The organism is Novosphingobium olei (assembly GCF_037076535.1).
GTDB classification, from domain to species: domain Bacteria; phylum Pseudomonadota; class Alphaproteobacteria; order Sphingomonadales; family Sphingomonadaceae; genus Novosphingobium; species Novosphingobium olei.
This window is the reverse complement of sequence record NZ_AP029021.1, coordinates 2,965,567-2,986,363: the sequence shown is the minus strand read 5'-3', so window position 1 is coordinate 2,986,363 and position 20,797 is coordinate 2,965,567. Positions and strand designations below refer to the sequence as shown.

The 20,797-nt window shown below is 64.5% G+C and carries 21 protein-coding genes; 11 read left to right on the top strand and 10 right to left on the bottom strand.

The genetic code is table 11. The features are described from left to right. The 3 genes from AACH40_RS14140 to AACH40_RS14130 all read left to right on the top strand — a co-directional run bounded on the left by AACH40_RS14140 (window position 1) and on the right by AACH40_RS14130 (window position 2,389). Window positions 1-816 carry an S-methyl-5'-thioadenosine phosphorylase gene (locus tag AACH40_RS14140; protein WP_338646109.1) on the top strand — a complete coding sequence of 272 codons (816 nt, stop codon included), beginning with the start codon at window positions 1-3 and terminating at the stop codon, window positions 814-816. A gap of 110 nt (window positions 817-926) precedes the next feature. Continuing rightward, window positions 927-1,385 carry a MarR family winged helix-turn-helix transcriptional regulator gene (locus AACH40_RS14135; protein ID WP_169491686.1) on the top strand — a complete coding sequence of 153 codons (459 nt, stop codon included), beginning with the start codon at window positions 927-929 and terminating at the stop codon, window positions 1,383-1,385. After that, window positions 1,382-2,389, top strand: a complete 1,008-nt coding sequence (locus AACH40_RS14130; protein ID WP_169491687.1) for a fumarylacetoacetate hydrolase family protein — start codon at window positions 1,382-1,384, stop codon at window positions 2,387-2,389. Before AACH40_RS14135 ends, AACH40_RS14130 begins: the two co-directional genes overlap by 4 nt. A 37-nt stretch (window positions 2,390-2,426) precedes the next feature. Here the strand turns inward: AACH40_RS14130 and AACH40_RS14125 are convergent, their stop codons facing one another. The 7 genes from AACH40_RS14125 to AACH40_RS14095 all read right to left on the bottom strand — a co-directional run bounded on the left by AACH40_RS14125 (window position 2,427) and on the right by AACH40_RS14095 (window position 9,722). Further along, window positions 2,427-3,443, bottom strand: coding sequence for a type II secretion system F family protein (locus AACH40_RS14125; RefSeq protein ID WP_338642942.1), 1,017 nt, complete (start codon window positions 3,441-3,443; stop codon window positions 2,427-2,429). Window positions 3,444-3,462: 19 nt separating this feature from the next. Then, entirely contained in the window at window positions 3,463-4,434 is a 972-nt protein-coding gene (locus AACH40_RS14120) for a type II secretion system F family protein (protein WP_169491689.1), read from the bottom strand. A 58-nt stretch (window positions 4,435-4,492) separates the two neighbouring features. After that, window positions 4,493-5,764, bottom strand: coding sequence for a pilus assembly protein CpaE (locus AACH40_RS14115; RefSeq protein ID WP_338642941.1), 1,272 nt, complete (start codon window positions 5,762-5,764; stop codon window positions 4,493-4,495). A 3-nt stretch (window positions 5,765-5,767) separates the two neighbouring features. Continuing rightward, the gene (locus tag AACH40_RS14110) at window positions 5,768-6,433 is read right to left on the bottom strand and encodes a CpaD family pilus assembly protein (protein ID WP_338642940.1); all 666 of its coding nucleotides are present in this window, start codon (window positions 6,431-6,433) and stop codon (window positions 5,768-5,770) included. 14 nt (window positions 6,434-6,447) lie between these two features. Further along, on the bottom strand, window positions 6,448-8,064 hold the full coding sequence (locus tag AACH40_RS14105) for a type II and III secretion system protein family protein (RefSeq protein WP_169491692.1): 1,617 nt from the start codon (window positions 8,062-8,064) through the stop codon (window positions 6,448-6,450). 53 nt (window positions 8,065-8,117) lie between these two features. Then, window positions 8,118-9,155: a Flp pilus assembly protein CpaB gene (gene cpaB / locus AACH40_RS14100; RefSeq protein WP_169491693.1), complete on the bottom strand. Its 1,038-nt coding sequence runs from the start codon at window positions 9,153-9,155 to the stop codon at window positions 8,118-8,120. A 78-nt stretch (window positions 9,156-9,233) separates the two neighbouring features. Then, window positions 9,234-9,722 carry an A24 family peptidase gene (locus tag AACH40_RS14095; protein WP_338642938.1) on the bottom strand — a complete coding sequence of 163 codons (489 nt, stop codon included), beginning with the start codon at window positions 9,720-9,722 and terminating at the stop codon, window positions 9,234-9,236. Window positions 9,723-9,842: 120 nt separating this feature from the next. Between AACH40_RS14095 and AACH40_RS14090 the strand changes: the two genes are divergently transcribed. Genes AACH40_RS14090 through AACH40_RS14080 form a run of 3 tightly spaced genes read left to right on the top strand, consistent with a single transcriptional unit; the run spans window position 9,843 to window position 12,150 of the window. Further along, window positions 9,843-10,805 (top strand): alpha/beta hydrolase, encoded by a 963-nt coding sequence (locus tag AACH40_RS14090; protein ID WP_338642937.1) that lies wholly within the window; start codon window positions 9,843-9,845, stop codon window positions 10,803-10,805. Between the two features lie 8 nt (window positions 10,806-10,813). After that, on the top strand, window positions 10,814-11,911 hold the full coding sequence (locus tag AACH40_RS14085; protein WP_338642936.1) for an FAD-dependent oxidoreductase: 1,098 nt from the start codon (window positions 10,814-10,816) through the stop codon (window positions 11,909-11,911). 56 nt (window positions 11,912-11,967) lie between these two features. Next, window positions 11,968-12,150 carry a YegP family protein gene (locus AACH40_RS14080; protein ID WP_169491697.1) on the top strand — a complete coding sequence of 61 codons (183 nt, stop codon included), beginning with the start codon at window positions 11,968-11,970 and terminating at the stop codon, window positions 12,148-12,150. Window positions 12,151-12,227: 77 nt separating this feature from the next. Here AACH40_RS14080 and rnhA read toward each other — a convergent pair whose 3' ends face one another. From rnhA to ispH, 3 genes are read right to left on the bottom strand one after another with little or no spacing between them, the layout of a single operon-like run. Continuing rightward, on the bottom strand, window positions 12,228-12,659 hold the full coding sequence (rnhA, locus tag AACH40_RS14075) for a ribonuclease HI (RefSeq protein WP_169491698.1): 432 nt from the start codon (window positions 12,657-12,659) through the stop codon (window positions 12,228-12,230). After that, on the bottom strand, window positions 12,656-13,660 hold the full coding sequence (thrB, locus tag AACH40_RS14070) for a homoserine kinase (RefSeq protein WP_338646106.1): 1,005 nt from the start codon (window positions 13,658-13,660) through the stop codon (window positions 12,656-12,658). The genes rnhA and thrB overlap by 4 nt, the downstream gene beginning before the upstream one ends. Before the next feature lie 10 nt (window positions 13,661-13,670). Continuing rightward, complete coding sequence (ispH, locus tag AACH40_RS14065) at window positions 13,671-14,639, bottom strand: 4-hydroxy-3-methylbut-2-enyl diphosphate reductase (RefSeq protein WP_338642934.1); 969 nt, start codon at window positions 14,637-14,639, stop codon at window positions 13,671-13,673. A 154-nt stretch (window positions 14,640-14,793) separates the two neighbouring features. Here ispH and AACH40_RS14060 point away from each other — a divergent pair, with 154 nt between their 5' ends. The 5 genes from AACH40_RS14060 to AACH40_RS14040 are packed head-to-tail and all read left to right on the top strand — an operon-like array spanning window position 14,794 to window position 20,717. Next, on the top strand, window positions 14,794-15,474 hold the full coding sequence (locus AACH40_RS14060) for a hypothetical protein (RefSeq protein ID WP_338642933.1): 681 nt from the start codon (window positions 14,794-14,796) through the stop codon (window positions 15,472-15,474). A gap of 45 nt (window positions 15,475-15,519) precedes the next feature. Then, window positions 15,520-17,286 (top strand): arginine--tRNA ligase, encoded by a 1,767-nt coding sequence (argS, locus tag AACH40_RS14055; protein ID WP_338642932.1) that lies wholly within the window; start codon window positions 15,520-15,522, stop codon window positions 17,284-17,286. Window positions 17,287-17,293: 7 nt separating this feature from the next. Next, on the top strand, window positions 17,294-18,016 hold the full coding sequence (locus tag AACH40_RS14050) for an SPOR domain-containing protein (RefSeq protein WP_338642930.1): 723 nt from the start codon (window positions 17,294-17,296) through the stop codon (window positions 18,014-18,016). 34 nt (window positions 18,017-18,050) lie between these two features. Continuing rightward, window positions 18,051-18,947, top strand: coding sequence for an NAD(P)-dependent oxidoreductase (locus AACH40_RS14045; protein WP_169491704.1), 897 nt, complete (start codon window positions 18,051-18,053; stop codon window positions 18,945-18,947). Between the two features lie 48 nt (window positions 18,948-18,995). Continuing rightward, entirely contained in the window at window positions 18,996-20,717 is a 1,722-nt protein-coding gene (locus AACH40_RS14040) for an amidohydrolase (protein WP_338642929.1), read from the top strand. The last annotated feature ends 80 nt before the right edge of the window (window positions 20,718-20,797 follow it).

Sequence of the window (20,797 nt, the reverse complement as noted above, 5' to 3'; positions counted from 1 at the left end):
CTGGCCTTGCTCGAAGATGCGCAGCGGATCGAGATAGCATCACCTTTCGGTGCCCCGTCCGGTCCCGTGACGATCGGCACGATTGCTGGAGTTCGCTTCGCCTTCTTGCCACGCCATGGCGAAGGGCATCGCATTCCGCCTGAAGGCGTGAACTATCGCGCCAATATCGACGTGCTGAAGCGGTGCGGCGTGACCGATCTGATCGCGATATCGGCCATCGGCTCCCTGCGCGAAGAGTTCGCTCCGGGCAGCTTCGTTGCCGTTGATCAATTCATCGATCGCACGAGCGGTCGCGACGGCAGCTTTTTCGGCGAAGGTCTCGTCGCGCACGTTTCGCTCGCCGATCCGGTGTGTCCGCGGCTTTCGTCCCTTGCAGCCGACGCTGCACAGGCGGCTGGGGCAAAGGTGCATCGTGGAGGCTGCTATCTTGCCATGCAGGGGCCGCAGTTTTCGACCCGCGCCGAAAGCCGCATGTATCGCCATTGGGGGGCAGATGTCATCGGCATGACCGGGATGCCCGAGGCGCGTCTCGCGCGGGAGGCGGAACTTCCATATGCGCTGCTGGGAATGGTGACCGATTACGACAGCTGGCGCGATGGCGAGCATGTCGAAGTCGATCAGGTCCTGCAGGTCATGCATGCCAATGCAGCGCTCGCTCGCCGCACCGTGAACGAGCTTGCTCGCCTGCTTCCGCCCGAGCGCGCCGGGAGTCCGATCGACCATGCGCTCGACAATGCGATCATGACAGCGCCAGCCAAGCGCGACAGAGCTCTGATCAGCAGGCTTGACGCGATAGCTGGACGCTTGGCGCTGTAAAGAAAATTTCACTTTGCCCGCATGATGGGCATTATCTAAAGGCGCAGGCAACGGTCGCTGTCACATTCTTTCACTTGCACCTCCGCTAGTTTCAGTGGATACCAAATGGCATGCCCGCATCCCAGACCCGCCTTGCAGACTTCGTCCCCTACCGAATGGCCATCACCTCGAATGCGGTGAGCGGTCTTATCGCAGGTGAATACCGCAACGAATTCGGGCTCAAGATTCCCGAATGGCGGATCATGGCCGTACTTGGCGATGCAGGCCAGCTGACGCAGCGCGACCTTGTCCGGTTCACCCTGATGGACAAGGTTGCCGTCAATCGTGCCTGCAAGGTGCTTGAAGACCGCGGGCTTATCCGCCGCAGCCCGAACGAGGCCGACGGCCGATCGCATCACCTCGAGCTGACCGAGGCAGGGCTCGACATGCATGGCAAGATCTGGCCCCAGGCGCTCGATATCTACGAAAAGATCTTTGCCGCGCTTTCCCCGCGCGAAATCGAGAAGTTGCGGGCTTTGCTCGACAAGTTGCGCGCTTCCGTCAGCGCGCTTGAAGGCGACGCCAAGTGAAGCTTGCATCCCTGCCGCAGGGCCGCGATGGGCGGCTGATCGTCGTTTCGAACGACCTCGCCTGGTATGCCGACGCCGATCATATCGTGCCGACGATGCAGAGCCTGCTCGATTCCTGGGATCGTTACGCCCCGTTGCTGGAGGCGCTGGCAATCGAGCTGGAACATGGTGCCATCCCCCGCAAGCGCTTCCACGAGCGCGAAGCGGCGGCACCCTTGCCGCGCGCCTATCAGTGGGCCGATGGCAGTGCTTACGTCAATCACGTCGAACTGGTGCGCAAGGCCCGCGGTGCGGAGCTACCCGAAAGCTTCTGGTCCGATCCGCTGATGTACCAGGGCGGCAGCGATGACCTGCGTGGTGCCCGCGAACCGTTGGTCCTGCCCGACGAGGCATGGGGCGGTGATTTCGAAGCCGAGGTGGTGGTGGTGACCGGCGATGTCGACCGGGGAGCGAGCGCCGAAGCCGCGCTCGATGCCATTCGCCTGGTCGGCCTGGTCAACGACGTATCGCTGCGCAACCTTATCCCGGGCGAACTGGCCAAGGGCTTCGGCTTCGTCCAGTCCAAGCCGGCGAGCCATTTTTCGCCAGTGTTCGTCACGCCAAACACATTGGGCGCGGCATTCCAGGGCGGAAAGCTCAACCATCGCCTGTCGATCGACCTCAACAGCCAGGCTTTCGGTCGGTTGCAGGCGGGCGAAGAGTGCACTTTCGACTTCGGCGTGCTGATCGCGCATCTAGCCAAGACGCGTCGTGTAGCGGCGGGCTCGATCATCGGCTCGGGCACCGTTTCCAACCGCGATCCCGACGGATCGCCTGGCCGTCCGGTCGGGGAAGGTGGGCGCGGTTATGCCTGCATCGCCGAGCAGCGCATGGTCGAACAGATCCTGCACGGCGAAGCCCGCACGCCGTTCCTGCGTCATGGCGACGTCGTGCGGATCGAGGTGCGCGATGCTGCCGGACACAGCGTTTTCGGCGCGATCGAACAGACCGTCGTTCCGGCCTGAGAGGAGGGCGGGGCGCCGAGACGCCCCGCCGGCTGACTTATTTCGACCCGAAGGCCCCGTTGCCGCCAAGGCTGTCGGCGATCGAGCACGACGCCGGGCCGAGAATGACGATGAACAGCGTCGGCAGGATGAACAGGATCAGCGGAACGGTCATGATCGCGGGAAGGCGTGCCGCCTTTTCTTCGGCGCGCATCATGCGTTCATTGCGGAATTCGGCCGAAAGCACGCGCAGTGCCGACGCCAGCGGCGTGCCGTAGCGCTCGGTCTGGATCATGGTCGTGACGACGCCCTTCACCGATTCGAGATCGACCCGGTAGGCAAGGTTCTCGAATGCCTGGCGGCGTTCCGTCAGGAACGAGAGTTCGATGGCGGTAAGCGCGAATTCGTCGCCGAGTTCAGGATAGGCACGCCCAAGTTCGCGAGCGACGCGGCTGAACGCCGCATCGACAGTCAGGCCCGCTTCCGCGCAGATCACCAGCAAGTCGAGCGCGTCCGGCAGGCCCTTGCGAATGGCGGCCGTGCGCTTTGTTACCATGTTGCTGACGAAAAGGTCGGGGCCCTTGTAGCCACCGATCACAAATACTGCAAAAGCGGCAAAGCGCTTGAACGAGCCCCATTCGGGGAAGTGGTTCATCAGATAGACCACGATAAGCGCGATCCCGCCAAGCACGATCGGCCCGATCATGCGGCCAAGAATAACCGCGACGGCCCATTCCTTCTTGCGGATGCCCGCCTGCGCAAGCCGCTGCTGGACGACCTTCACCTGGCTGTCCTGCAGAACTTTCAGCGATTCCAGGAAGCTGCGGATCGAATCCGTAGTCTGGTTGCGACGGACGATGCTGGCACGCTTGCGCGCATTGGCCGTCATGATGCCCGACTTGAGCTGCTCGCGCCGTTCGTTGAGCGCCTTGACCCGCTTGGACATCGGATCGCGCACGGTGATTGCAGCGTAGATCGCGAGCATCACGGCAAGGGCAGCGATCCCGGCAAGGATCGAGCCGACGGCAATGACGTTGAAGCCGAGAAGGGTGGGGCCGTGCGGTGTCATAAGCATGGGTCTTGCCGTCTTCCCGTCAGATCTCGAAGTTGACCATCTTGGCCATGATGAAGGCGCCGATGCCGAGCCAGACGAAGCCGCCAATGCCCGTCACGATCAGGCGCTGATCCAGCCAGAACTTTTCCATGTACGTCGGGTTGATCGAGTAGATCAGACCGAACACGATGAAGGGCAGCGCACCGACGATGTAGGCGGAGGCCTTGGATTCCGAGCTCATGGCGCGGATCTTGAGCTTCATCTGCGCGCGCTTGCGCAGGACGTCGGCCAGGTTGGCAAGTGTTTCGGCGAGGTTGCCGCCGGTTTCCCGCTGGATCGCGAGCGTGATGCAGAAGAAGCTGAACTCCGGCATGTCGAGCCGGTCCGCCGTTTCCTGAAGCGCCTGCTCCATTGTCCGGCCGACCCTGATGCGGTCGGTAATCATCTTGAACTCTTCGCCCACGGGGCCGGGAACTTCCGTGGCAACCAGGCCAAGCGTCTCGCTGATCGGCAGGCCCGAGCGAAGGCCGCGGACGAGCAGTTCCAACGCATCGGGAAAACGCACCACGAAGTTGTTGACGCGGCGGCTGATCGCGCGGCCCACCACCAGGTGGGGCAGACCGGCACCGATGAACACGCCTCCGCCCAGCGCAAGCAGGGGAGCCGAGGTCTTGAGATAGAGCAGCACCATGACCACCAGGCCAAGGCCGCCGGAGACGTAAAGGTACTGGCTCAGCGTCCAGCTGCGACCTGTCTTGTGCAGCCGCATCTCGAGCGCCTCGAGCCGCGAACTGCTTCCCGCAGGCCGATAGGCCTTTGGCTTTCGAGCGGCGACGGCCTTGCGATACTGCGCCTCGACCTTGTCGACCGCGTTGTCCGAATGCCGAAAGCGCACCGCCTGGAGCCGGCGCGAGCTTTCCTTGGTCGCCGATGGCCCGCTGAAGGCGGCGTAGCTCAGCACCAGGACCGCCATGATCCCGATCGACATGATGAGCAATTGGGCGATGTTCATCGCGTTATCCTGCCTCGCTGACCGCGTGTTCGTTGACCATGACCGTCGCTGGAATGGCTCAGGCCGAGGCCTTGGCCTTGGAGCCGAGCATCTTCTTGAAATCGATCAAGCCGAGGAGCGAACCGCCAGCAGCCTTGCGGGCCGGCTTTTCCGCTTCGCCCTTTTCGTCCTGCAGCGCCATGATCGCATCGCCGAGTTCGCGCACCGCGATACCCGCCTTCGTCCCGCGGTTGGCCGCAACGAAGGTCTGACCAAGCTTGGCGGCGTTGGCCGCCGCCTTGACGTCGTAAGGCACGACGATGTTGATCTTGCGTTCGATCGAGGCTTCGAAGTCTGCCCTGCTGATTTCTCCGACGCCGGCGTGCACCTTGTTGGCGACCACCACCGTCTGCGCGTGGGCGGCATTGGTCTTGAGCCACGACAGCACGCGGATCGCGTCTCGCGCGCCGGCAAGCGTCAGTTCCGTAGCCACGACGACCACGTTCACATCGGCGAGCAGGTGCGGGAAGTTGATCAGCATGTTCCGCGGCAGGTCGATGACCGTCATCTCGAAGGCATGGCGGAACTCTTCCTCAAGCTGCACGAACGCGCTGCCATCGGTCATCAGCGGTGCGCTGATGGGGGCTTCGGCCGAAAGGATCGCGAGATTGTCGTTCGCACGGATCATCGCCCGTTCGATGAACAGGCCATCGATGCGGCTGGGGTTGTCGATCGCGTCGGTCAGGCCGCGACCGGGCTCGAGATCGAGCGTCAGCGCGCCGGTGCCGAAATGCACGTCGAGATCGAGCAGCGCGGTCGGAAGCTTGTGATCGGCGCTGAACAGCCAGGCGATCGAGGTCGCCAGAGTCGAGGCGCCAACTCCGCCTCGCGTTCCGACTATCGCGGTCGAGATGTGGCGCTTGGCAGTGGCTGCATCATGGCTCTTGGGCGCAGCGAAGATCGCTTGCGCCTGGACCAGCGCATCGCGCACCTGTCCCGGCGACAGCGGCTTCAGCAGATAATCCTGAATGCCAGAGGCGATGAGATCGCGGTAGAGACGGACGTCGTTGACCTGGCCCACCGCGATCACGACGGTACCGGGCTCGCAAACTTCAGCCAGCGCGTTGATGTCGTTCAGCGGATCGCCGCTTTCCGACAGGTCCACCATCAGGATGGCAGGGCTCGCGCTGATCGAAAGCGACTGCACCGCGTTGCGCAGACCACCCTTGGCGCACTTTTCGGGCTGCCAGCCCATGTCGACGGCGACGGGACGCAGCACGTCGAGCGCTGCATCGTCGCACATGAACGCGGCAAAGGTATCGCGATTGCCGTTTTTCCAGGTGCTGCTCATCGATCAGTTACCCCCGCCGGACTTAGTGGACGTTTCCTTGAGCCCGGACTTCCCCGTCGGCTCCATCGAGCGATAGCTTTCGATCGCCTTGCTCGAGCTCATCACCACCGTCTCGCCGCGGGTCCGGGCGCCATGGACAAGGTCCTCCTTGTTGGCGACCATGGCGGCGAGGTTGCCGTTGATGGCGCACCCGTAGTTCTTGGAGGTGGCGTTACCAATGTTGGCATCCGACTTGGCCGACCAGTCGGGGCAGCCGGGCACCGAGGCTATGGTGCGCGTGACGACCACGCGCACGGTGCCGGGGTACACTTCGCCCTGGGTTACCGGTGCTGTCGGGGCGAGAGTGATGCCGAAGCGGCCCGCCACGTTCTCGATTGCGTTTCGCACATCGGGCGATTCGTTGGGATCGTCGATGGCGACCTTGTCTCCGTAGGCAAGGTCCATGGTCTCGAACCAGCCCGCCAGGCGGCGCTGCTCGGCAGGGGAGACACCCTGACCGGCATCGGTCGCGAGATCGATGGTGTAGCTGTCACGCTGCACCACCGGCTGGTGGACGCTGTCGAGCGCGGCATTGGTCGGCATTCCGGCGCATCCGCCAAGGGCGAGTGCGAGCGAAACCGCGGCAAGGCTCGCGAATGTGCGGAAGCTGGAAGGCTTGATGGTGGACATCTCGGGTTTCCTTCTCACTTCAGGTTGAAGCCGGGGGCGGCAGCTGCGGACTTCTTGTCCTTGGAACGCGGCGCCGCGCCGGTCTGGCGATCATCGGCTGGGGCAACCTCGGCCGGGCGATCGAGCGCGCCGACCTTCGGGGCAGGCTGGACCGATCCGGGCTTTTCGCTCGGCTTGTGGCGGTCGCCACCGGTCACCCCGTTGTTCTCCATGTTGCCGAGGAGCTGGCTCACGGCATCGGCCGCACGGAAGCCGTCGGTCGGAAGCTTGATGTCGTTGGCATCGACCGGGTGCACCAGATATGGCGTCACCACGATCACCAGTTCGGTTTCGCCCTTCTTGAACGCGGTCGAGCGGAACAGCGAGCCGAGGATCGGCAGGTCGCCGGCACCGGGCAGCTTGGTGATGCTGTTCTGATTGCCGTTGCGCATCAGGCCGGCAATCATGAAGCTCTGGCCCGATCCCAGTTCGATCGTCGTCTCGGCGCGCCGGATGGTGAGCGCCGGGATCGAATACCCGTTGAGCGTCACGGCACCGTCGGACGAGAGTTCTGACACTTCCGGGCGGACGCGAATGGAAATGCGTCCGTCTGCAAGCACGGTCGGGGTGTAGGACAGGCTGACGCCGTACTTCTTGTATTCCACCGAGGTGGCGCCAAGGCCCTGGCTGATCGGAATGGGATATTCGCCGCCTGCAAGGAAGTCGGCGGTTTCGCCCGAAAGCGCGGTGAGGTTGGGTTCCGACAACGTGGTCACCAGCCCGATGGTCTCACCCGCATCGAGCGCGCCCAGCAGGTCGAGGCCGAAAAGCTTGCCCTGCCCGACGAGCGTCGTTGCTCCGGTCAGCGCGCTGACGGCGGTGCCCGACTTCTGGACAAGACCGAGAGGATTGTTCGCGGTCACTGCAGTCGGGTCGGTGGTGTAGCCCGTCACCGAATTGCCGACGCCAAGCGGCAGGTTGGGATCGTTGGTCACCGTCGACGCCCAGCCCGAGCGGCCCTGTCCGATGCCGAACTTGAAGCCGCTGGAGCTGTCGATGCTCGTCCAGTTCATGCCGAGATTGCGGACGAGGGTACGGCTCACTTCGGCAAACTTGACGTGAAGGCTGACCTGCAGTGGCGTGGCCATCTTTAGGCGGCTGATCACGTTGGTCTTTTCGCCGACGAAGGCCTTCACGAGCCGTTCGGCTTCCGCAGCGTCTTCCGGCGCGCCAACAGTGCCCGTCAGCAGGACGGTGTTGTTCATCGTCGAGGTGGCGATGCGTGCTTCGGGCATGGCGAGGTGAAGCATCTGGTCGATGCTGTCGAGATTGGTACCCACCCGCACGTTGGCCGACCAGATCACCGCGCCAGCCGAGTTGCTGGCATAGACAGTCGTCTCGCCGCCGGCCTTGCCGAAGACATAAAGCTGGTTGGATGCCTTCACCTGGACATCGGCGATGGCGTCGTTGGCGACGAACACATCGGCCATCTTGCCCGGCAGCGTCACCAGCTCACCGCGACCGATGGACAGGGCCAGCGATCGGGCCGGAGCGGTAACGCTCTGGGCGTGCGCCGCTTCGAGCACCGGGGTGGCAAGCATGCCAGCCATCATCGTGGCGCCCAGCAGCATGGACAGGGTAGGGGACTTCATCGTCTTGCCTTTCACAACCGTGCGGCGATTGTTCGTGTCGATCCGGCGGCGCATCACTTGCTCCCCACCGAGACCGTTTCGACTTCCTTGCCGCGGGTCACGCGGACGATCGGGCCGCGAGCCATCATCACACCACCGGCAGGCGGCGCCATCTGAGGCATGGGCGAGGCAGGCGCGGCAACCGGGGTGGGGCGCTGCATGGAGTCGAAATCCGAGCGACCCGAAGCCTTGCGCTGGAAGCGCGAGACGTCTCCACCGGTGACGAAGGTCGTGCCACCTTCACGCGGCTTGTTGAGTGCGGTCTTGAGCAGCGCTTCTTCCTGCTCCTTGGTCGCACCCGCAGGCAGCTTCACGGCGCCCGAGGCAATCGCCTGGTCGAGCTCGGTCGAAGTGTCGGCCAGCGACCGGAGCGAAAGGCTGATCGTACCGATGGTCTGAGCGACGGCGATTTCCTCGGCGATCTTGGGCGTCACTTCGAGCGTGACGGTGCTGAACTGGCGAACCTGGGTCTTGCCGTCGACGGTTTCCTGGTCGGTCGATTGGTCGGTCGCAAGGACGCGCAGGTTGCGAAGGATCGTTTCCGCCGCCTTGAGCGCCATGGCGTCGTCGCCGCCCTTGACCGTCTGGGTCAGGACCAGGTCGATATGGTCACCCGGGAAGACGAAGCCGGCAACACCGGTGCGGGCGCTGACCGGAATGGTCACGGCGCGCATGCCCGGCCCGAGAGCGGCGGCAAGGAAGCCGCGGTCGCCAGGCGCAACAAGCGACCCTTGCGTGATGGGTTCGCCCGCCGTGATCGGATGACGGACGACGGTTCCGAGCATCTTGCTCATGTCCGCCTCGCCCTCGACGAAGTAGGCGTCCTGAACCATGTCCTTGGGCCAGGGCTGATAGCCGATCGAGTCCGCGGTGATGATCGTGCCGACCGGCAAGGCGCGCTGGGCTACCAGCACCTTGGGGCCTTCTGGCACCTTTGCTGCGGCCTCTGCTTGCGGCGTGGTCGCGCCGGAAAACAGGCTCCTGGCGGCGAAGGCCGTGCCGATCGCAACGATCAGCGCCCCCACCAGCAGCAAAAGCTTCTTCTTGTCCATGCTACGATCTCGCCCTGTTGAATGGTGTCGAACGAATTCAATTGGCCGGCATCAATCGACCAAAATGGTTAATATTTATTATTGGAAACCCGCAGCGCGGAAGGCGGCGGTCAGCTGGGGGCTCAGCGCCCAGAGTCCGGCGCCGGCAATGGCCACGCCATAAGGAATCTTGATCTTGTCGCGCTGGCGACGGGTGATGTACCACATGCCCAACACGATGGTCAGAACGCCGCCGGCGATGGACATCACCAGCAGCATCTTGAGAAACAATTGCGCCGGCAGCCAGAGCGCGAGCGCGGTCAGCAGCTTCACGTCGCCGCCCCCCATGGCCTTGATCGCGAACAGTCCTGCCAGAACGATAAAAGCGGCAACCGCCACGCCGATCTGCATGGCAACGTCTGGCCACAGCGACAGTCCCTGCGCCCACCAGTAAAGTGGCGCCGCCAACGCGATCGCCGCGTTGAGCCAGTTGTCGATCTGGCGCCGCTTCAGGTCGGTGAAGGCCGCAGTCAGGAGCGCGATTGCCAGCGCTGCGACCAGTGCGTAGACGAGGGTGGTTTCCTGCATGACCGTAGTCATACCGGACAATCACTTACCAAACGGTAACCAAGATCGGCCGCAGAAAACGGCGCACAATGCGCCTCCTTCGTGGCAATTGGGCAGCAGGTGAAGGTGCGGAGCAAGGGCATGACGATGGCTTTCGACCGGCGCGGCATCCCTTCGGCCGCACACGAAACGACGTGGGCGGCGCGCGATGGGCATCCGATTCGCCGCATCGACTGGCCCATGCCGGCAAGCCACCCTGATGGTGTAAGGGGCTCGCTGCTGTTCCTTCCCGGACGCGCTGACTTTTATGAAAAATATCTGGAAACACTGGCTTACTGGGCCGATCAGGGCTGGCACGTAACCGCAGCCGACTGGCGCGGCCAGGCGGGCTCCGGCCGCTTCTCTCCGAACCCGATGGCCGGGCACGTGACCGACTTCTCGATCTGGATCGACGATCTCGCCGCGTTGTGGGGCGAATGGACTGCCACGGCCCCCGGACCCCACGTCCTGGTCGGACATTCGATGGGCGGTCATCTCGTGCTGCGCGCTTTGGCGGAACGGATGGTCGATCCGGCCGCGGTGGTGCTCAGCGCACCGATGCTCGGATTCGTCACCCCGATTCCCGGGTTCGTCCAGCACGCTGTCGCTCGCCTGATGTGCCACATTGGCGATCCATCGCGCCTGGCCTGGAAAACAAGCGAGAAGCCGGGTGAGAAGCTTGCGACGCGAGCCGCACTGCTCACGCATGATGTCGAGCGCTATGCCGACGAGCTGTGGTGGAAGCAGGCCCGTCCCGAACTTGCGATGGGTCCGGCAACCTGGGGATGGGTCGAGCGTGCCGCGCAGTCGGTTGCAGTGCTGAATCAGCCGGGGCTGTTGGAAGCCGTGACCGCACCTGTCCTGCTTCTGGCTGCCCGGCACGACAGGCTTGTGGCCTGCAAGGCGATCGAGCGGGCCTCGTTGCGGCTTCCGCATGCCGAACTGCATGTCTGGGGAACGGAAGCACGGCACGAACTGCTGCGCGAGGTCGATCCCGTGCGCGATCGTGTGCTCAAGATCATCGACGACTTCCTTGACCGGAGCGCGCCCCCGCCGCAGGGGTGATCGCAGGTATGGACGAAGTTTTCGACGTGGCGATCATCGGTGCGGGCATGGCCGGCGCCAGCCTGGCGGCGGAATGCGCGCCCCATGCGCGCGTCCTGCTGGTCGAGGCGGAGGATACGCCGGGCTACCACACCACAGGACGATCCGCAGCGTTCTGGGAAGAAGCCTACGGCGGCCCCGGCGTTCTACCTCTTACCGAGGCTTCGGGGCGTTTTCTGCGCGATGGAGGTTATCTCAGCCCGCGTGGGGCGCTCAACATCGGGCGAGAGGTCGACCGGGCAAAGGTCGAAGGTTTCGTCGATACGTTCGCGAAACACGGCGTCACCGTGGAGTTGCTTGACCGTGCGGCGCTCACGGATCGCGTGCCCTGCCTGCGCGAAGACTGGACGTGCGCTGCGTGGGAGCCCGATTGCGCCGACATCGACGTTGCCGGCCTGCACCAGCACTATCTCGCCATGGCGAACCGGACCGGTACCGTCTTGCGAGTCCGTGCACGCGTGGAGCATCTGGAGCGGGACGCCGGCGCCTGGCGACTGCGGTGGCGCGATGGCGAGGCGCGAGCGAGCTTGGTGGTTAACGCCGCCGGTGCGTGGGCGGACGGCCTGGCCGAGCTTGCCGGCGCTCGTCCAATCGGTATCCGCCCGCTACGGCGCACCGTCGTCCAGTTGCGGACGTCACCGGTCCCGCCGGCAGACCTGCCCTTGACCCTTGGGATCAACGAGGACTTCTACTTCAAGCCGCAGGGCGATCGCCTCTGGCTCTCTCCCCACGACGAAACGCCCGATATTGCGCGTGACGCCGCGCCGGAGGAGCTCGACGTTGCCGTCGCGATCGATCGCATGGAGCAGGTCGTCGACTGGAAGGTCGATGCGCTGGAGCGTCGCTGGGCTGGCTTGCGCAGCTTTGCGCCCGATCGCCTGCCCGTCTACGGTTTCGATCCGCAAGCTGCTGGCTTCTTCTGGTTTGCTGGCCAGGGCGGGTTCGGTATCCAGACGGCACCGGCCGCAGCCCGCCTGGGTGCGCAGCTTTTGCTGGGGCTTGGGGCGGATGCGCTGACCGAACGCATCGACGCGAAGACCTACGATCCGGATCGTTTCCTTCGGTGAAAACCGCGCGACATGGTGCTAGTTTCGCTGCCTGACGCAGACACAGGAGGGTAGCCATGGCACATCGTTTCGAGATCAGGAAGAACAAGGCCGGTGAATTCGTGGCCTATTTCTGTCACAACGCCGAGACGATCTTCTGGACGGAGGGTTATGCGAGCAAGGCCAGCGCGAAGAATGCGATCGAATCCATTCTGAAGAACGGGCCGAGCGCAGAAGTGGTCGATACCACGGCCGCCTAATCCGCTGCGGGCTCACCACGACAGCTCGTTATAAGAATGTGACATCGGGTGGGCGCGGCTTCGGCGGCGCCCACCCGTTACGCTGCGATCGCGGCGTCGCTGGCCAGCTTGTCGACCCGTTCGTTTTCGGGGTGGCCATCGTGCCCTTTTACCCACACCCATTCGATCTGGTGCGGCCTCGCCGCTGCGACGAGCGCCCGCCACAGGTCCTCGTTCTTCACCGGCTTGTTGTCGGCGGTCTTCCAGCCTTTCTTCTGCCAGCCGAAAACCCACTTGGTTATCCCGTCGAGCACGTACTTGCTGTCGGTATGAAGGGTGACCTTGCAAGGCTGCTTCAGCGCCTCGAGCGCCTTGATCGCCCCCATCAGCTCCATCCGGTTGTTGGTCGTCTCGCGTTCGGAGCCGGCCATTTCCCGCTCGTGTTCGCCCATGCGCAACAGCGCGCCCCAGCCACCCTTGCCGGGATTGCCCTTGCACGCGCCGTCGGTGAAGATTTCGACATGCTTCATACGGCGAACACTTCCGGTCCAAACACCTCGGGATGATCGCGATAGAATTCCAGACGGCGTGCGAAAGCCATCGGGTCCTTCTTGGTCACCAGCGCATCGGCTGGGGTGTTGAGCCAGTCATAGGCACGGCTCATGGCAAAACGCATCGCGGCGCCCTGCGCGAGCCGGGGCAGCGCCGCCAGTTCGGCCGCGGAAAGTGGGCGACGGTCGCGGTAGCCTTCGAGCAGCGCTTGCGACAGGTCGGGGCGGAAGGTGGTGCCGCTTGCGTCGAAGCACCACGCGGCGTGGGTCACGGCCACGTCATAAGCGGTCGTGTCGTTGCAGGCGAAGTAAAAGTCGATCAGGCCGGTGACCGTGCTGCCGAGCATCAGCACATTGTCGGGAAAAAGGTCGGCATGGATGACCGACGCCGGCAGCCCAGCCGGCCAGTCGTGTTCAAGCCGCGGCAGGTTTTCGGCAACTATGCGGGCAAGCTCGGGAGAGATCTCGGCAAGGCCATCGACGCCACAGGCGTCAGCGAGCCGCCGCCATTCGGCAACGCCCATGCCATTCGCGCGCACGCCCGGAAAGGAGGCCGCCGCCTCGTGCATCTGCGCCAGTGATTGACCCACGGCGCGCGCCTGCGCGGCAGTGGGTTCCGAAACCGAAACCCCCGGCAAATACTCGATCAGTGCGAGCGCTTTCAGTTCCCCCGCCGCGTTGGGGCGTTCGAGGTAAAGCCTTCCATCGCGCGAATGGATCGTGCGCGGCACTGGACAACCCTGCGCGGCAAGGTGGTCGAGCAGCGACAGGAAATAGGGTAATTCACCGATATCGATGCGGAATTCGTACATCGTAAGGATGAAGCGGGCGCCACGGCCATCCTGCCCCGTGGTTTCGATCAGCCAGTTGCTGTTCGACACGCCCTCGGCGATGCCCTTGGCCGAAACCAGAGTACCGACATCGAATTCGGCGATCAGCGCCGCCATGTCTTCGGCGCCGAGATGCGTATAGACTGCCACGGTGACGACTTCAGCCGACGAGCTGGCGCGGCAGCTTGAACACCATGTGCTCCTCTGCACTCACGATGGTTTCCTCGGACACCGAGCGCCAATCGCGCAGTCGTTCGACGACCTCTCGCACCAGCAACTCGGGCGCCGAAGCGCCTGCCGTCAGACCCAGCGTCTCGACACCGTCGAGCCATTCGGGCTGGATTTCCGCGGCGCGCTGGATCAATCGCGACCGCGCCCCTTCGCGTTCGGCCACTTCGACCAGCCGCACCGAGTTGGAACTGTTGGGCGCTCCGATCACCAGCACCAGCTGACAGCGCGAGGCGATCGCCTTGACGGCGGCCTGGCGGTTGGACGTTGCATAGCAGATGTCTTCGGCGCGCGGGCCGACGATCTGCGGAAAGCGCGTCTTGAGCGCATCGACGATCGCGGCGGTGTCATCGACCGACAGCGTCGTCTGGGTCAGGAAGGCGAGGGGGGCGTCGTCCGGGAAGTTCAGATTTTCGACGTCGTCGATCGTCTCGACCAGCGTCATCGCGCCCTCAGGCACCTGGCCCATCGTACCGATCACTTCGGGATGACCCTTGTGGCCGATGAACAGGATGTGCTTGCCTGCTTCTACCTTGCGCTCTGCCTGACGGTGCACCTTGCTCACAAGCGGGCAGGTTGCGTCGAGCCAGTCGAGCCCGCGCGCGGTCGCCTCTGCTGGCACTACCTTGGGTACGCCGTGGGCCGAAAATACCACCGGCACGCCGTCCGGTACCTGCTCCAGTTCTTCGACGAAGATCGCGCCCTTGGCCTTCAGGCTGTCCACGACGAACTTGTTGTGCACGATTTCGTGCCGGACATAGACCGGAGCGCCATACCGCTCGATGGCGCGCTCGACGATCTCGATGGCCCGATCGACCCCGGCGCAAAACCCGCGCGGCGCGGCGATCAGAAGCTGCAGGGGAGCCTTCGCGGCAGTCTCGTCTGGAAAGGTGGCGTTCATCGCCGCCCCCTTAGCAGCGGTAGCGCTTCGACGGTAGCCCGTCCGCCTCGCCTTGTCGCGAACCGGCCGCGTCCGGTTGCGCCATTGCCGAAGCGGGTCGGGCTGGCTAGAGGTGGCCCAAAGCCGATCGCCCGATTGACAGGAACTTGCCTCAATGATCTTCAGCACCCGCCGCCCCGCCACGTTCGGCGCCGTCCTTGGCGTCTCCCTTGGCGTCCTGGCGCTGGCTGGCTGTGCCAAGAACAAGGGCGAGCTGGTCGTCGACGACAGCATTGGCGTGACCGCGCTGCGCAGCCCGTGCCCGGTTGTAGCGATCCCCGAAATGACCGGTGACATCACGCTGTTCAATGCGCCCGGACGGACTGATTCGGGGGCAATCGATGTGGTGGCGTCGATCACCAACCTTCGCAGCACGTGCGACGATGCGACCAATGGCGCGAAGCTGACGTCGAACGCCACCTTCGACGTCGTCGCTCGCCGGACCGACACGCGCGGTGCGCGCCATGTCGACATCCCCTATTTCAGCGTGGTGATGCGCGGTGGTACGCAGGTTCTGGCCAAGCGCGTTGGGACGATCGGTATCGACTTTGCTGACGGTCAGGAGCGTGCGAGCGCTCGCGGCAGTGCCAGCTCGTTTGTGGACCGTGCCGAGGCAACCCTTCCGCGCGAAGTGCGCGATCGCCTCAACAAGAAGCGCAAGCCCGGAGACGCTGACGCGGCGACCGACCCTCTCGCTCAGCCCGATGTTAAGGCGGCGCTTGCCAAGGCGAGCTTCGAACTGCTCGTCGGTTTCCAGCTCACCAACGATCAACTCGCCTACAACGCTACCCGCTAACCCAGCCGGTAGCGCTTTCGTGCAAGGTCCGCTAACGGGCCTGCCATGATTGATCAGACGACGCCCGACCAGACCAAGCCCGTGTTCGCCCAGGTCGCGAACGTGATCGATGCCGCGCTGGATGCGCTGACCACCGCCGGTACGCTTCGAGCGGGCCTTCCGCACGGCGCAGTGACGTGCGAACCGCCGCGCGATGCGAGCCATGGCGACATGGCGACGAACGCGGCGATGGTGCTCGCCAAGCCTGCCGGCACCAATCCGCGCGCGCTTGCCGCTGCGCTGGTGGAGGAACTGGTTAAGGATCCGCGCATCGCTTCGGCAGAGATCGCGGGCCCCGGGTTCATCAACGTGCGTCTGGCCGTCGATGCCTGGCTTGCCGAGCTTGCGCTGATTGCGCGGGCCAAGGGCGATTATGGTCGTTCGGCGGTCGGCGGCGGTACGACGGTGAACGTCGAATACGTTTCAGCCAATCCCACCGGGCCGATGCACATGGGCCACTGTCGTGGCGCGGTGGTCGGCGATGCTTTGGCGGCCTTGCTTGAATTTGCGGGTCACAAGGTCATCAAGGAATACTACGTCAACGACGCCGGCGCGCAGGTCGACGTGCTCGCCCGCTCGGCCCACGTCCGCTATCGCGAGGCGCTGGGCGAAGACGTTGGGGCGATCCCTGAAGGGCTTTACCCTGGCGACTATCTCGTTCCCGTGGGCCAGGCGCTCGCGGCCGAGTTCGGCGATCGCTATGCCACTGCGCCAGAGAGCGAATGGCTGCTGCTGTTCCGCGCGAAGGCGGTTTCCGCGATGCTCGACATGATCCGTGCGGACCTCGCGCTGCTCGGCATCCACCATGACCTGTTCAGTTCCGAGGCCGAACTTCAGGCTTCGGGCAAGGTCGATGCCGCCGAAGCGTGGCTGCGCGCGCACGATCTGGTCTATGATGGCATTCTCGAAGCACCCAAGGGCAAGACGCCCGAAGACTGGGAGCCTGTCGAACTGCCGCTGTTCCGCTCGACGAAGTTTGGTGACGACCAGGATCGTCCGATCAAGAAGTCGAACGGCGCCTGGACCTACTTCGGCGCCGACCTCGCCTACCACTTCCAGAAGGCGCAGAACGCCGATGCTCTGGTCGATATCTGGGGCGCCGACCATGCAGGTACGGTCAAGCGGATCAAGGCTGCGGTAGCGGCTCTCACCAGCGCCGAAGGTCAGCAGCCGAAGCCGTTCGAGATCAAGCTCGTGCAGATGGTCGCCCTGCTCAAGGGTGGGCAGCCGTTCAAGATGTCGAAGCGTGCCGGCAACTTCGTCACGCTTGCCGACGTGGTCGAGATGGTGGGCAAGGACGTGGTGCGTTTCACCATGCTGACCCGCAAGCCCGACGCGCAGATGGACTTCGATTTCGACAAGGTGGTCGAAGCTTCGAAGGACAACCCCGTCTTCTACGTGCAGTATTGCCACGCTCGCATCTGCTCTACGCTGCGCAAGGCATCGGCCGAGGGGTTTGTGCCAGCCGGCGAAAACCTCGCACTGCTGGGCGAAGAAGAGCTCGGGCTGATCAAGCTGGCCGCGCAATTCCCGCGCGTCGTCGAAGGTGCGGCGGCCGCGCGCGAACCGCATCGTGTGGCCTTTTTCCTCCACGATCTTGCCGCCGCGTTCCACGCCTACTGGAACGTGGGCAATGATCGCCCCGAAAAGCGGTTCATCGTGGCACAGGATGCGGCGCTGACCGCAGCCCGGCTTTTCCTTGCCAACCAAATCGGGCAGGTTGTGCGTAACGGGCTCGCCCTGCTCGGGGTAGCGGCGGCCGAGGAACTGTGAGGCAGGCATGAGTGGGGGCGAGGGCGTCACGTCCGGTTGGGACGATAACGACAAGAGCGAAGCGGAACGGACGGCTGCAGAGCGCCTCGCACTGGGCGACGAACAGCGCCTGCCGTGGCTCGAAAGCGCTGACGACGTCGATCTCGACGATCCGGTCGACAGCGGCAACGGTCGCCTTTTCGCCTTTGCAGGCTTTGCGCTGGTCCTGCTCGCTGCGCTGGTCGGCGGAATCTACTGGCTGTCTCACCGCGCAAGCACGAGCAGCGCGCCTGCCGATGGCAGCCTGATCGAGGCAAGCCGCGAGCCCTACAAGGTTGCGCCCAAGGATCCGGGTGGCAAGACGTTCCAGGGCACGGGCGATTCCAGCTTTACCGTCAGCGAAGGGGGCAAGCCTCCCGCCGTGATCGCGGGAAGCGCGAGCACTCCTCCGCCTGCGCCCAAGCCCAGCGCCACCGCGTCGGCCGCGGCGAGTGCAGCACCGGCGCCGGCAGCCACGGGCGTGGGGGTACAGATCGGTGCGTTTTCGAACAACGCTGCGGCAGAGGCTGCATGGAGCAAGCTTTCGAGCGTGCATGAGCCGCTCAAGGGCCTGTCGCATCGCGTCGTCGAAGGGCGCGCGGACATCGGCACGGTCTATCGCCTGCAAGCCGTCTCGGCTGACGTTGCCAGCGCCAACGCCCTGTGCAATGCGCTGCAGTCAGGTGGCCTGAAGTGCCAGGTCAAGCGCTGACAGGACGGCGCGCGACTTCCAGCAGGATTGCGAAATGAGCGAGCCGTTGAATGTATCGATGATCGGCCTGGGCGTGATGGGTGGAGCGATGGCGCGTCACCTTGGCAAGGCCGGGCACCGACTGACCATCTTCAATCGCTCGCCGGCGCGGATCGAGGCTTGGCAGGCTGCTAATCCCGGCCTTGCCGCCAGCGTGGCGGCGACTCCTGCAGAAGCGGCAGAAGGCGCCGATGCGGTTATCACCTGCGTGGGCAACGATGACGATCTTGCCGATGTAGTCCTGAGCCCCACCGGGGTTTTCGCCGGCGCCCGTCGCGGTGCGCTGTTCATCGACCATACGACAGTATCGGCGCGCATCGCCCGCCAGATCGCGGTGGAAGGGCGTGACAAGGAACTGCTTTGCGTCGATGCCCCGGTCACCGGCGGCCAGTCGGGCGCGGAGGCCGGAACGCTCGCCATCATGTGTGGCGGCAGTGAAAAGGCGATCGAGGCGGCGCGTCCCGTTCTTTCCGCCTATGCCAAGCGCGTAGTCCATGTCGGCAAGTCCGGGGCGGGGCAGACCGCCAAGATGGCCAACCAGATGTGCATCGCCGGCGCTCTCGCGGGCCTGTCCGAGGCGATCCGCTTTGCCCAGGCAGCCCGGCTCGATCTCGACAAGGTGTTCGAGGCCATCTCCGGCGGGGCCGCCCAATCCTGGCAGATGGACAACCGCTTCCACACGATGGCCAAGGGCGAATTCGATTTCGGCTTCGCCATCGACTGGATGCGCAAGGACTTGGGCCTTGCCATCGAGGAAGCGCGCAACCTGGGCGCCAGCGTGCCGACCACCGCGCTGATCGACCAGTTCTACGCCGATGTTCAGGCGATGGGCGGCGGCCGTGAAGATACCAGTGCGCTCATTCGCCGGCTGCCGAAAAAAGGCTCGGCCTGATCATCGCCATCGGTTAGCGTCGCAGGCCTCACTCATGAAGGCTTGTCGATGACTTCAAGGTTCCTGCTCACCACGCTTCTTGCCGGCGCATTCGCAACGCCGGCGCATGCCGACGTCCTTGTCGACAACTTCAAGGGATACACTGTCGGCGCGGACGGCACCGTCGCGCAGGTCGGCGCGATGGTTCTCGACGATGCGGGCACGATCAAGGCGGTTTACGCGCCCGGCCAGAAGCCTTCGAAGAAGGGCGTGCGCTTTCACATCGACGGCAAGGGACGCATCCTGCTGCCCGGCCTGATCGATGCGCACTTGCACGTGCTCAGCACCGGCTTTGCCGCACTCACGCTCGACTTGTCGGAGACCACGTCGCTGGCCGATGCACTGAACAAGATCAGCGCTTTCGCTGCCGAACATCCCGATCGCGCGTGGATCATCGGGCGCGGTTGGAACCAGGAAAAGTGGAAGCTCGGGCGTTTTCCCACGGCGGCCGAACTCGACATGATCGTGCCGGATCGTCCGGTCTGGCTCGAACGCGTGGATGGCCATGCGGGCTGGGCCAATACCGCCGCGTTGAAGGCGGCCGGGGTGACCTCTTCCAGCCAGGCGCCTGCCGGGGGCAGCATCGACAAGGATGCCAGCGGCAAACCGGCGGGCGTGCTGGTTGATGCGGCGCAGGACCTCGTTGCCAAGGCTGTTCCGCCCCCAAGCGCCCGCGACCGTGATCTCGCCTTCGCCACAGCGCAGCGCATCTTCATCCGCTACGGGCTCACCGCCGTCGCGGACATGGGCTCGACCATCGAAGACTGGCAGACCTTCCGCCGCGCGGGCGATGCCAACAAGCTGTACGTCCGCATCATGTCCTATGCGATGGGCGTCGATGCGATGAAGCTGATCGGCGGCCCGGGGCCGTCGCCCTGGCTCTACGCGGATCGCTTGCGCCTGAACGGGGTCAAGCTGTACATGGACGGAGCGCTCGGCTCGCGCGGGGCGTGGCTCAAGGCGCCTTATGCCGACAAGCCTGATATCCGCGGATTGCCGCAGCTTAACCAGACCCAGCTCGGCAACCTGATGAGCCGCGCCGCGATGGACAACTTCCAGGTCGCCGTCCATGCCATCGGCGATGCCGGCAACGGCACGCTGCTCGGCGCCATCGATGACCTGTCGCAGACCTACAAGGGCGATCGCCGCTGGCGCATCGAACATGCCCAGGTCATCGATCCGGCCGACTGGCCGACGATGGGGCGCATTGCCGCAAACGGCGGGATCGTGGCGTCGATGCAGCCGGTTCACCAGACGTCGGATCGCGTCATGGCCGAAGCGCGTCTCGGGCAGGACCGGCTCAAGGGCGCCTATGCGTGGAAGTCGTTGAAGGGCACCGGCGCCACGCTTGCGTTCGGATCGGACGCTCCGGTTGAAAAGCCGGACCCGTGGGCGGGGCTAGCCGCTGCCATCAGCCGCGAAGACGAAAACGGCCTTCCGCCCGGAGGCTGGCAGCCGCAGGAGAAGGTCGATCGCGCGACGGCGCTGGCGGGATATACCAGCCAGGCGGCTTATGCGGGCTTTGCCGAAAGCCGCTTCGGTAGGCTGGCGCCCGGGTTGCGTGCGGATTTCATTTTCGTCGACACCGATCCCATGTCGGCATCACCGGCCGAAATCCGCAAGACCAGGGTGCTGGAAACCTGGGTCGGCGGGGGCAAGGTCTGGGATGCGGCCGACCCGGATGCAAAAGGCATTACGTCGTCGGAAACCAAACCTTCGAAGGGCCGTTGAGGGCCCCGACGCGGAAGGCGGAAGGGGCACTGCGGTTCCCGGAAGCTGCGTTGCGACAGGGACTCCCAGGCGTACACCTT